At 67.9% G+C, this 11,361-nt stretch carries 11 protein-coding genes and 2 pseudogenes; 3 read left to right on the forward strand and 10 right to left on the reverse strand.

Annotated elements, in window-relative coordinates:
• The 6 genes from carB to pyrR form a co-directional block, all read right to left on the reverse strand.
• Positions 1–1,010, reverse strand: a 1,010-nt coding sequence (carB, locus tag VFA16_RS15520) for a carbamoyl-phosphate synthase large subunit (RefSeq protein ID WP_324968680.1), incomplete at its 3' end; no start/stop codon positions are given.
• A gap of 88 nt (positions 1,011–1,098) precedes the next feature.
• On the reverse strand, positions 1,099–2,229 hold the full coding sequence (gene carA, locus VFA16_RS15525) for a glutamine-hydrolyzing carbamoyl-phosphate synthase small subunit (protein WP_324968681.1): 1,131 nt from the start codon (positions 2,227–2,229) through the stop codon (positions 1,099–1,101).
• The gene (locus VFA16_RS15530; RefSeq protein ID WP_324968682.1) at positions 2,229–2,729 is read right to left on the reverse strand and encodes a transporter; all 501 of its coding nucleotides are present in this window, start codon (positions 2,727–2,729) and stop codon (positions 2,229–2,231) included. The genes carA and VFA16_RS15530 overlap by 1 nt, the downstream gene beginning before the upstream one ends.
• Positions 2,730–2,778: 49 nt before the next feature.
• Positions 2,779–4,083: a dihydroorotase gene (locus tag VFA16_RS15535; RefSeq protein WP_324968683.1), complete on the reverse strand. Its 1,305-nt coding sequence runs from the start codon at positions 4,081–4,083 to the stop codon at positions 2,779–2,781.
• Positions 4,080–5,045 (reverse strand): aspartate carbamoyltransferase catalytic subunit, encoded by a 966-nt coding sequence (locus VFA16_RS15540; RefSeq protein WP_324968684.1) that lies wholly within the window; start codon positions 5,043–5,045, stop codon positions 4,080–4,082. The genes VFA16_RS15535 and VFA16_RS15540 overlap by 4 nt, the downstream gene beginning before the upstream one ends.
• Entirely contained in the window at positions 5,042–5,620 is a 579-nt protein-coding gene (gene pyrR / locus VFA16_RS15545) for a bifunctional pyr operon transcriptional regulator/uracil phosphoribosyltransferase PyrR (protein ID WP_324968685.1), read from the reverse strand. Before pyrR ends, VFA16_RS15540 begins: the two co-directional genes overlap by 4 nt.
• A 338-nt stretch (positions 5,621–5,958) precedes the next feature.
• Here pyrR and VFA16_RS15550 point away from each other — a divergent pair, with 338 nt between their 5' ends.
• Complete coding sequence (locus VFA16_RS15550; protein WP_324968686.1) at positions 5,959–6,546, forward strand: class I SAM-dependent methyltransferase; 588 nt, start codon at positions 5,959–5,961, stop codon at positions 6,544–6,546.
• Positions 6,547–6,551: 5 nt separating this feature from the next.
• Positions 6,552–7,757 carry a serine hydrolase domain-containing protein gene (locus VFA16_RS15555; protein ID WP_324968687.1) on the forward strand — a complete coding sequence of 402 codons (1,206 nt, stop codon included), beginning with the start codon at positions 6,552–6,554 and terminating at the stop codon, positions 7,755–7,757.
• Between the two features lie 164 nt (positions 7,758–7,921).
• On the opposite strand, the gene VFA16_RS15560 is transcribed toward VFA16_RS15555, so the two are convergent.
• The 4 genes and pseudogenes from VFA16_RS15560 to VFA16_RS15575 form a co-directional block, all read right to left on the reverse strand.
• On the reverse strand, positions 7,922–8,488 hold the full coding sequence (locus tag VFA16_RS15560) for a TetR/AcrR family transcriptional regulator (RefSeq protein WP_324968688.1): 567 nt from the start codon (positions 8,486–8,488) through the stop codon (positions 7,922–7,924).
• A 96-nt stretch (positions 8,489–8,584) separates the two neighbouring features.
• Positions 8,585–9,463, reverse strand: a pseudogene (locus VFA16_RS15565) (HEAT repeat domain-containing protein); the annotation flags it as partial.
• Positions 9,444–10,156, reverse strand: a pseudogene (locus VFA16_RS15570) (GntR family transcriptional regulator); the annotation flags it as partial. The pseudogenes VFA16_RS15570 and VFA16_RS15565, both read right to left, overlap by 20 nt.
• A 185-nt stretch (positions 10,157–10,341) precedes the next feature.
• A complete protein-coding gene (locus VFA16_RS15575) occupies positions 10,342–11,004 on the reverse strand; it encodes a pyridoxamine 5'-phosphate oxidase family protein (protein ID WP_324968689.1) in 663 nt (220 codons plus the stop codon).
• A gap of 40 nt (positions 11,005–11,044) precedes the next feature.
• Between VFA16_RS15575 and VFA16_RS15580 the strand changes: the two genes are divergently transcribed.
• A partial coding sequence (locus tag VFA16_RS15580; RefSeq protein ID WP_324968690.1) for a GntR family transcriptional regulator occupies positions 11,045–11,361 on the forward strand: 317 nt, incomplete at its 3' end.

The raw sequence follows: 11,361 nt of genomic DNA on the forward strand, positions 1-11,361 counted from the left end.
AGGGTGTAGCCGATGGCCAGCTTGGCCGCGATCTTGGCGATCGGAAAGCCGGTGGCCTTGGACGCCAGCGCACTGGATCGTGACACCCGCGGGTTCATTTCGACGATGATCAGCCGACCGTCGCGCGGGTTGACCGCGAACTGGATGTTGCATCCGCCGGTGTCGACCCCGACCTCGCGCAGGATCGCGATGGCCAGGTCGCGCATGCGCTGGTATTCCCGGTCGGTCAGCGTCATGGCCGGGGCTACGGTCACCGAGTCGCCGGTGTGCACGCCCATCGGGTCGACGTTCTCGATCGAGCACACCACGACGACGTTGTCGTGGCCGTCGCGCATCAACTCGAGCTCGAATTCCTTCCAGCCGTAGATGGATTCCTCGATCAGCACGTTGGCGCTCGGTGAGGCGGCCAGGCCGGCGCCGGCCATCCGGTCGACCTCTTCGGCGCTGTGCGCCATGCCGGAGCCGAGGCCCCCCATGGTGAAGCTCGGCCGCACCACGACGGGCAGACCCAGCTCCTCGACCGTTTCGCGGACCTCGTCCATGGTGAAACAGACGCGGCTGCGGGCCGATTCGCCGCCGACTTTGGCGACGATGTCTTTGAACCGCTGCCGATCTTCGCCGCGCTGGATGGCGTCGAAGTCTGCGCCGATCAGCTCGACGTCATAGCGCTCCAGCACGCCGTTCTCGTAGAGTGCGACCGCGGTGTTCAGCGCCGTCTGCCCGCCCAGGGTGGCCAGCAACGCGTCGATCTTGTTGCCGCGCTGGGCTTGCTGGGCGATGACGCGTTCGACGAACGCCGGGGTGATGGGCTCGACGTAGGTGTGGTCGGCGAACTCCGGGTCGGTCATGATCGTGGCTGGGTTGGAGTTAACCAGGCTGACCTGTAAGCCTTCGGCTTTGAGGACCCGGCAGGCCTGGGTGCCCGAATAGTCGAATTCACAGGCCTGCCCGATGACGATCGGCCCGGAACCGATCACCAGCACGTGGCGCAGGTCGGCGCGGCGCGGCATTAGCGACCCTCCCTGTCGCGAGCGGGCATCGTTGTACGCCGTTTGCCGCGTGTCGGCGTACAAACACGCACGCTCGCCGTAGCGGCGGTCATGGCTGCTCCCCTGCCATCAGGTCGACGAACTGGTCGAACAGGTATTCCGCGTCATGTGGGCCGGCCGCGGCCTCGGGATGGTATTGCACCGAAAACGCGCGCCCGCTGGCCAGTTTGACGCCTTCGACGACGCCGTCGTTGGCGCAGGTGTGGCTCACGATCGCCGGGCCGAACGGGGTGTCGAAGCGCTGACCCGCTTCGCCTTCCAGCGCGAACCCGTGGTTCTGCGCGGTGATCGCGACCCGCCGGGTGGCGTGGTCGATCACCGGCACATTGATGCCGCGGTGGCCGAACACCATCTTGTAGGTGGACAGGCCCAGCGCGCGGCCGAGGATCTGGTTGCCGAAACAAATGCCCAACAACGGGATTCCGGCGTCGAGCACCTGACGGGTTACGGCGACGACATGGTCGGCGGTGGCCGGATCGCCGGGGCCGTTGGACAAGAACACGCCGTCCGGTTTGATCTCGGCGAGCTGCTCGAAGCTTGCCGACGACGGCAGCACATGGCTGCGGATGCCGCGCCGGGCGAAATTGCGCGGCGTGTTGGTTTTGATTCCGAGATCCAGTGCGGCGACCGTAAACCGTTGCGGCCCTTCAGGTTCGATGATGTAGGTGCCCTCGGTGCTGACCTGACCGGCCAGGTCGGCGCCGAGCATCGCCGGCTGGGCGCGCACCCGCTCGATCAGCTCGGCCGGATCGGCCAGCGCGACACCGGAGAAGATCCCGGCTTTCATAGAGCCGCGGCTGCGCAGATGACGCACCACGGCGCGGGTGTCGATGCCGGCTACACCAACGATGCGCTGGCGGACCAGCTCGTCCTCCAGCGTGGTGGTGGCCCGCCAATTGGAGGCACGCGGCGACGGGTCGCGCACCGCGTAGCCGGCCACCCAGATCTTGTCGCCGCGGCTTTCGGCGTCTTCGGCGTTCCAGCCTGTGTTGCCGATCTGCGGTGCGGTCGCCACCACGATCTGGCGGTGGTAGCTGGGATCGGTCAGCGTTTCCTGATAGCCGGACATGCCGGTGGAAAACACCGCCTCACCCAGTGTTTGGCCGATCGCGCCGAACGGTGTCCCGGTGAAGATCCGGCCGTCTTCGAGCACCAGCGCGGCCCTGTCGCGGTTGGTCATCAGCATGCCTCCGGCAGCCAGCGCTGGTACTGGCTGCGGTCGTCGCCGCGAAACCCGGTGTCGATCTCGGCGCCCGAGGGCAGCCGCCACCGGATCGCCAGTATCCCGTCGCGTGTGGTGACTTTGCCGACCATGGCGCGCTCGGTGCGGATGGCCGTGATCGACTCCTGGGGAATCCAGATCGGGCTGGCCTTCGAGCGTTGCACCAAAATCCCCTCGGGATAGCGGGTCAGCAGCGCCTTGCTGCGGTAGCCCAGATCCCCGACCGCTACCCGGTCATGCCACCTGGGCGCCAGGGTGCAGCCGACGTAGAGGCCGGGGGTTGGTGCGACGATCGCCGAGCCGACCGTCTCCGGCACCTCGGGCAGGGCGCCGATCAACGCGGCCTGGCGTTCACTGCGATGCCGCCAGCCGCGCACCATCAGCTGGATCACCAATGCGATCAACAGCCCCACCACAGCGGCGAAAATGAGCGAGCCGATCAACGTTGCGCTATTCATGCGCGCCGCTCCTCCTCATCGCTTCGCTCTGCATCGTCGCCGGCGCGATTCAAGCCGGGCTCTTTCCATCGCGGGCAGTGATCTTGCCGCGCAGCAGCGTCGCGGTCACCGTGGCCGGCAACGTCATCGACTCGTACGGCGTGTTGGCTGAGCGGCTGGCCAGTTCGGACCCGGCGACGGTCCAGGTGGCGTCGGGGTCCACGACTGTGACGTTGGCCGGCTCGCCGACCTCCAGCGGGCGGCCCTGGTCGGGCAATCCGGCGATGCGCGCCGGGTTCTCGCTCATCACCCGAGCGACGTCGCGCCAGCTCAGCAGGCCCGGCTGCACCATGGTGGCCACCACCACCGACAGCGCGGTCTGCAGCCCGAGCATGCCCGGTCGCGCGGCAACGAACTCGACGCACTTCTCGTGTTCGGCATGCGGGGCGTGATCGGTGGCCACGCAGTCGATTACCCCGTCGGCCAGGGCTTGACGCAACGCGGCAGCGTCAGCGGCCTCGCGCAGCGGAGGGTTGACCCGGTTCACCCCGTCGTAGCTCGCGAGCCGGGAATCGTCGAGCATCAGGTGGTGCGGAGTCACTTCCGCGGTGATCGAAATGCCTCGTTGCTTAGCCCATTTCAGGATCTCCACGGTGCCCGCGGTGGACGCATGGCAGATGTGCACCCGGGCGCCGGCGTCGCGGGCCAGCAGGGCGTCGCGGGCGACGATCGACTCCTCTGCGGCGCGCGGCCATCCGGACAGGCCCAGTCGGGCAGCGCTGGGTCCTTCGTGGGCGACGGCGCCGACGGTCAGTCTGGGCTCTTCGGCGTGCTGGGCGACGAGCACGCCCAGGCCGGTGGCGTATTCCAGGGCGCGGCGCATGACCAGCGGGTCGGCCACGCAGTTGCCGTCGTCGGAGAAGATCCGCACCTGGGCGGCGCCGGCGGCCATCATCCCCATCTCGGTCAACTCTTTTCCGGCCAGCCCCACGGTGACCGCGCCAACCGGATGCACGTCGACCAGGCCGACCTGCTGACCGCGATGCCACACGTGGTCGGTGACCACCGGGCTGTCGGCGACCGGGTTGGTGTTGGGCATCGCGAACACAGCCGTGTAGCCGCCCAAAGCCGCTGCTGCCGAGCCGCTTTCGATGTCTTCGGCGTACTCCCGGCCCGGTTCACGCAGATGGGTATGCAGGTCGACGAAGCCGGGCAGCAGCACCTGGTCCGTCGCGTCGATGACATCGGCGTCTTCTGGAATCTGCAGCCCGGCACCGATATCGGCGATCTGGCCCTCGAAACCAGGACTGTCGACGAGCACGTCGACGCGCTTACCCTGCCCGTACGGGCGAACCCCCCGAATCAGCACACTCATGCCGCGGCCCCTCGTTCCGGGGACTCCGCTCCGACCAGGACATGAAACAGCACCGCCATCCGGACGTGTACGCCGTTGGAAACCTGTTGCAGCACAGCTGATTGCGACGAGTCGGCCACCGACGACGCGATCTCCATGCCGCGCAGCATCGGACCGGGGTGCAGCACCACGGCATGGCCGGGCAGCAGTGCTTGGCGGCGGTCGGAAAGCCCGTAGAGCACCGAGTATTCGCGTGCGGACGGGAAGAAGCCGCCGTGCATCCGCTCAGCCTGCACCCGCAGCATCAACACCGCGTCGGCGGCGGGCAGTTCGGCGTCGAGGTCGTACGACACGGTGACCGGCCAGTCGGCCACCCCGACCGGCAGCAGCGTCGGCGGCGCGACCAGCACCACCTCGGCGCCCAGCGTGGCCAGCAGCATGACGTTGGAGCGGGCGACCCGGCTGTGCAGGATGTCGCCGACGATCACGATCCGACGGCCTTCGATGCCGCCGAGCCGCTGGCGGATTGTCAGCGCGTCCAGCAGCGCCTGCGTGGGGTGTTCGTGGGTACCGTCGCCGGCGTTGATCACCGAGGGACCAGCCACGTCGGTGCTAGAAGAAGAAGTCCAGTCGGCCAGCCGCTGCGCGGCGCCGGAGGCGGGATGGCGGATGACCAAGGCGTCGCCGCCGGCGGCGCGCAGGGTCAACGCGGTGTCGCGCAGCGATTCGCCTTTGCCCACCGATGATCCGGTCGCGCTGACGTTGATCACGTCGGCGCTCATCAGCTTGCCGGCGACTTCGAAGGACACTCGGGTGCGTGTGGAGTTCTCGTAGAACATCGTGATGATGGTGCGGCCGCGCAGCGTCGGCAGCTTCTTGACCTCGCGGCCGACCAAAGCCTGCGCGAAGCGGTCGGCGTCGTCGAGGATCGCGGTGGCGTCGTCGCGGCTCAGATCGCCGGCGGCGAGCAGGTGTCGCGTCATCGGGAAATCACCACCGCGTCGCGACCGTCGTGTTCGCTCAGCAGTACGTGAACACTCTCGCTGCGGGAGGTCGGCACGTTCTTGCCGACGTAGTCAGCGCGTAGCGGCAACTCGCGGTGACCGCGGTCGACCAGCACCGCCAGCTGCACGATTCGCGGCCGGCCGATGTCGCGCAGCGCGTCGAGCGCGGAGCGCACCGAGCGCCCGGAGTACAGCACGTCGTCGACCAGGATTACCAGCGCGCCGTCGATGCCGCCGGGCGGAATATTTGTGGCTTCCAGCGGCCGCGGCGGTTTTTGCATCAGGTCGTCGCGGTACAGGGTGATGTCGAGCGCGCCATGGTCGACATGCACGTCGGAGAACTCGGCGATGCGGGAGGCCAGCCGCTGGGCGAGCGTCACGCCGCGGGTGGGGATGCCCAGCAACACCACCCGCGGACCGGAGCGACCAGTGTCGTCTAAGGCGGTCTTTTCGATGATCTGATGGGCGATACGGGAAATGGTGCGGCCGACGTCGGCCGCCGACATCAATTCTCGTGATTCGCTGCCTAAGCCCGTGTGGCCCACAGCACCCATGAGTGACTTGACCTCCTTCTCCGCCTCGCCGGACGGATCGTTAAAGGATGTCGACTGCTCGGCAGCCTAACACTGCATGTCCGTCTAGCGATGAGCCGGGCCGCGTGGCGCCCCAGGCCGGACCATCGAACCGGGGACTCGGACGGCATGTTGTGCCCGCCTCTTGGCGATTAGCTGTTCTAATCGCCCGTGACCCGTTTGCGAGGGCCTGTTGCGGATACGCCCCGAAACCCCGGTTGTGAGTTAGCTACCCTGGCGAAAATGACAGGCTCTGGATCTTCTGCGTTTCCCGTCTGGATTTCGACGCCCTCTACCGCGGCGAGAGCCCGGCCGAGGGCATGCCCGCGGTGACGACCCCGCCGTGGGATACCAAGGCGCCCAAGGAAAGTGTCGTCGGCTGGCAAAAGCAAGGCCTCGTCCACGGCGACGTGCTCGACATCGGCTGCGGGCTGGGCGACAACGCGATCTTCCTGGCCCGGAACGGTTTCAACGTCACCGGGCTGGACATCTCCCCCACTGCGCTGATCACCGCCGAACGCCGCGCCAAAGACGCCGGCGTCGACGTGACGTTCGCAGTGGCCGACTCCACCAAGTTGGAGGGCTACTCGGCCGCGTTCGACACCGTCATCGACAGCGGCATGTTCCATTGTCTGGACGATGACGGCAAACACAGCTACGCGAAGGCCGTGCACCGGGCCACCCGCGACGGCGCAACGCTGTTGATGTCATGTTTCTGCGACGCCAACCCGCCCGACCCAGACCGGCCACGACCGGTGGTGTCCGAGCAGACGTTGCGTGACGTCCTGGGCGGCGCAGGCTGGGACATCGTGTCGCTGGAGCCCAATACCGTGCGCCGCGAGGTCGACGGCGCCGAGGTGGAGATGGCGTTCTGGCTCGTCCGCGCGCAGCGGCGCCCACTACCCTGATCCGGGTGAATCTCGACGGCAACCAGGCTTCCATCCGGGAGGCCTGCGACGCCGGCCTGCTTGCCGGCGCGGTGACCGTGGTCTGGCAGCACGGAGAAGTATTGCAGGTCAACGAGATTGGCTACCGTGATGTCGACGCCGGGCTGCCGATGCGGCGCGACACGCTGTTTCGGATCGCGTCGATGACCAAGCCGGTCACCGTCGCCGCCGCTATGAGCCTGGTCGACGAGGGCAAGCTGGCGTTGCGCGACCCGATCACGCGCTGGCTGCCCGAATTCGCCGACATGCGGGTGCTCAACGACCCGAGTGGTCCGCTCGAGCGCACCCATCCGGCGCAGCGCGCCATCCTGGTCGAGGATCTGCTGACCCACACCAGCGGCCTGGCGTACGGCTTCTCGGTCACCGGGCCGATCGCGCGGGCGTATGTTCGGCTGCCGTTCGGACACGGTCCGGACGCCTGGCTGGAGGCGCTTGCCGCGCTGCCACTGGTGCACCAGCCCGGTGAGCGGCTCACCTACAGCCACTCCATCGACGTGGTCGGTGTCCTGGTGTCGCGGATCGAGGGCAAACCGTTTCACCAGGTTCTCGACGAGCGAATCCTGCAACCGATGGGCATGCGCGACACCGGGTTTTTCGTCCCGGCCGAGAAGCGATCCCGCGCGGCGACCATGTATCGGCTTGACGACGACGACCGGCTACAGCATGACGCGATGTGGCCGCCGTATCTGTCCTTACCGGCGTTTCCGAACGCCGGCGGCGGGTTGTGGTCGACCGCCGACGATTATCTGCGGTTCGCGCAGATGTTGTTGGGTGACGGGACGCTGGACGGAGTGCGGGTGCTCTCGGCCGAGTCGGCGCGGGCAATGCGCACGGACCGGCTCACCGCCGAGCAGAAGCGGCATCCCTTCCTGGGCTCGCCATTCTGGATTGGCCGCGGGTTCGGCTTGAACCTGTCGGTGGTGACCGATCCGGCGAAATCGGCGCCGCTGTTCGGGCCGGGCGGAGCGGGGACGTTCAGCTGGCCGGGCGCATACGGGACGTGGTGGCAGGCTGACCCGTCGGCGGACCTGATTCTGCTGTATCTGGTGCAGAATCTGCCGACGCTGTCGTCGGATGCCGCCGCTGCGGTCGCCGGAAACACCTCGCGCGCCAAACTGCAAGCGGTGCAACCGAAATTCGTGCGCCGCACCTACCGCGCGCTGGGGCTGTAGCGCTCAGGGCCAGATCCCTGCCGGGATCCCTGCATCGAGTCTGCGGCCATGGCGAGCTGTGCGGCAAAACCACGCAGCTGGCGCAGTTTCGCCGCCGTGAGCACGGTTTCGCCGCCGTGAGCGCAGTCTCGATCCTGTCAGCGCAATCTCGGTGCGGACGCTGACTAGTGGCGCAGCATCACTTCCAAGAATCGCTCGCGGCGACCGGCGGCCTGCGGGTTCGGCCGCGAACCGGACAAATGCAAAAAGCCGATGCCGGCGGCGAAGGTCGCGTTGGCGCGCATGTCGGCCTCTTCAGGATCGAAGCCGTCGTCGACGAAGGCCTGCCGAACCGCGGCCACCACCTGTTGGTCCGATTCCCGTACCGCCGCCGCGACCGCAGGCTCGGAGCGGGCCCATTCGCGCATTCCGCGCTCCAGCATCCAGTGCCGCGGCCCCACCATCGCGGTCATCATCCGCGACAGCCGCTGCCGCGGCGGGTCTGCCGCGAGGCCGCCGAAGAATCCGCGATCCTCGTCACGGACCGCGGCCCAGGTGTCGATGAGCGCGCGGCGGTAGGCCTTCATGTCGCTGAAATGCCAGTAGAAACTGCCCTTGGTAACCCCGAGACGGCGGCACAGCCGGTCGATGGTCAGGGCCTTGATGCCCTCTTCGGCGAGGATCCGGAAACCGGTCTGAACCCAGTCGTCCACTTTCAGGCGGGAATTAGCTGAGCCGCCTGAAGTCGTCACGGTAGGAAAGCGTAGTGAGTTCGTGGGCAACAGGTTGCCGTAATTGGACACGTATGTCATTGGGCGGGCGGTGCGCGTGTAGGCAGCCGTAGCCGACTATGCAGGTTCAGCAGCCAGCGCGCGGCGGGCGTAGGCCCGCACGTCGGCGTCACCGTCTTTGAGCGCGATGCTCAGCGCATCGCGTGCGGCGGCCTCGCCGGCCCACCGAGTCAGACTCAGTACCGCCGCCTTGCGCACGTCAAGGTGCTCGTCGGAGAGCAGGGCGGCCAGCGCAGGCACCGCAACACCGGCCGCCGCACCGGCGAGTGCACGGGCCGCGCCCTCTCGCACCTGCCACGCCGGCGACCGCACCGCCTGCTCGACAGCCACCAAATCGGTTTGGCTGCAACTTATCTCACCTAATGCTGCCAGCGCCGCGGCGCATACCAGCGGATCCGGGTCAGCGACCAGAGCTCGGACGGCGTCAACACCGGCGCGCAAGGTCGCCAGGCCCTTGGCCACCGCGATACGCACCTCGCGGTTCTCGTCGCCGGCGGCCGCGGCAACCCCGGCCGCGTCGTCGATCGACACCAACGCGCGCACCGCCTCGATGCGCACCCGGTGGTCGCTATCGGCGACTGCCCGGCGGTAGTCGTCGGCGGCACCCGCACGTCGCGCGGCCAGAATATGTAGCGCCGCAGCGCGCACCACTGCGTCGCGCGAGCTCAAATACGACTGTGCGGTAGCACCTTCCGGCAGCACCTCGACCAGTTCACGAATCCCGGCAGCCGCCGCATGCCGCACGCCGGCGTCGTCGTCATCGAGCGCGGCGAACAGCGCGGGCGCGTAGTCGCCGGGGGTGTGTTCGGTCAGCGCGACCACCGCGGTTCGTCGCACCCCGGGTTCGGGATCGCTGAGATAGTCCGACAGATCGGCAATGGTCGGCTCGTCCAGGGCCAGGACTTCGGCGATGCGCGGCGCGCATGGTGATTCGAACACCGCGCATCCGGATGTATTCCAGGTCGACGGGTCGGCCGTCGTCCAGGCTGGTAAGCCGCTCCAGCATGAGCAGCGGAGCGCCGACGGGCACCTGTAGCGTGGCCGCCGAATGCGCGTCGGCGGGGATGGCCTCCAATGCCAGCGTCGCCGCGCCCAGCGGCTGTCCGCTGACCTGCTCGATCAGCGCGAAGATGTCGTGGGTTTCCAGCGGGTGCGCGACGACCAGGTTGCCGATGTCGGGCGCGAGGTAGGTCAATCGAGGCTCAGCGGCAACTCGCCAAGGTAACGCGGCCGTTCAATGAACACCACCGGCTGACCGGGCTGCAATCGCAACCGGTTCGCCACCGACGGCGGGGCGGTCACCGACGTCGCGGCCCGTACTTCGTTGCGGACCTCGCCGTGGCCGGTGAACGTCTCCTTCAACCCCAGCAACGCATCGAGACCATGGTCGTACTTGCGCTGCGCGACGTGCGTGCCGACCTTGCGCCCGCGGTCGATCAATCCCTCGTTCTTCAGGACGGCCAGCGCCTCGCGAATCGTGTTGCGGGAGACGTGGAATTCCGCAGCCAACTCCTGCTCGGCGGGCAGCCCCTCGTCGTAAGCCCCGGCATGAATCTGGTGGCGCAGCACGTCGGCGACTTGGCGGGCACGGTCGGCCCGGGGGCGACGAATCGGCAACGGTGCGGCCACGCCGTCACGCTAATGCCGCACAGGGTTTTCGGCCCGCCAGCAGCGCTTTCGGCCACGCTGGTAGGTAGCGCATTGCGCCGCTGCCGGTTCCACGCCCACCGGCCGAAAGCGACGTCTCAACCGGCTATTACGCCACCTACCGAAAGGCGCCGAGGTTTCGATCCCGATGAGCAGAACCCACGCGCCTAGCTCACATAGCGCGCCAGGTAGTCGGGCAGCACTGTGGCGGGATCGAGATCGCTGGCCGGTATCGGCGTACCCGCAGTGAGGGTCAGCGGCACGATACCCGACCAGTGTGGCAACGCGGCGTCGTCCGGATCGTCGACCGGGCCGCCGGTACGCACTTTGGCCGAGACGTCGACGAGGTCGAGCGCCAGCACACCGGTGGCCGCGAGTTCACGATCGTCGGGCATCCGGCTGTCGGTAGCCCGACCAGCTACCACATGGTCGAGAAGGGCTTGCAGCACTCGCAACTTGGCCTGCGTGTCCTCGACCAGATAAGCAGTGCCCATCACGACGACCGAGCGGTAGTTCACCGAGTGGTGCAACGCCGCGCGGGCCAGCACAAGCCCGTCGACGGCGGTCACCGTCACACAGACCGGCAGGCCCCCCGACGCCTTCGCCGCCAGCATCGGGCCGCTACCGGTGGAGCCGTGCAGATACAGCGTCTCGTCCAGGCGGGCGTGCATCGTGGGCAGGACCACCGGGCGGCCCGCATTGACGTAGCCCAGGTGGCAGACCAGCGCCTCGTCGAGAACTTGGTGGACGGTCTCGCGGTCGTAGCGGGCGCGCTCCCGATACCGGGTGGGCGTCGTGTGTGGTTTCGGCAGGTATTTCGTCGGGTCCAACGGATTGCCTCGTTGTTTGCACTAGTACATACTGATTTTTGTGCCAGTACAGTACACCATACGTGGGTCGGGTGCGGAAAGCATTGCGGCGAACGTCGAAGACGCGATTGCCCGGGGCGCGCTCGCCCCAGGCACCGCGCTGCCACCGATCCGGGAGCTGGCCGGCGAGCTCGGCGTGAACCCCAACACCGTTGCGGCGGCCTACCGCTTACTGCGCGATCGCGGGGCCGTCGAGACCGCCGGGCGGCGCGGCACACGGGTCCGCGAGCGCCCGGCGACCACACCGAGATCGCTGCGCGGACCGGTCATCCCGCACGGCGCCCGCGACCTGTCGACCGGCAATCCTGATCCGGCCCG

The organism is Mycobacterium sp., from assembly GCF_035653355.1.
GTDB lineage: Bacteria > Actinomycetota > Actinomycetes > Mycobacteriales > Mycobacteriaceae > Mycobacterium.

Bases quoted from the DNA above. Each gene is read 5' to 3' on its own strand.
- carA (WP_324968681.1), bottom strand. From the start codon at position 2,229: ATGACCAACCGCGACAGGGCCGCGCTGGTGCTCGAAGACGGCCGGATC.
- VFA16_RS15530 (WP_324968682.1), bottom strand. From the start codon at position 2,729: ATGAATAGCGCAACGTTGATCGGCTCGCTCATTTTCGCCGCTGTGGTG.
- VFA16_RS15535 (WP_324968683.1), bottom strand. From the start codon at position 4,083: ATGAGTGTGCTGATTCGGGGGGTTCGCCCGTACGGGCAGGGTAAGCGC.
- VFA16_RS15540 (WP_324968684.1), bottom strand. From the start codon at position 5,045: ATGACGCGACACCTGCTCGCCGCCGGCGATCTGAGCCGCGACGACGCC.
- pyrR (WP_324968685.1), bottom strand. From the start codon at position 5,620: ATGGGTGCTGTGGGCCACACGGGCTTAGGCAGCGAATCACGAGAATTG.
- VFA16_RS15550 (WP_324968686.1), top strand. From the start codon at position 5,959: ATGCCCGCGGTGACGACCCCGCCGTGGGATACCAAGGCGCCCAAGGAA.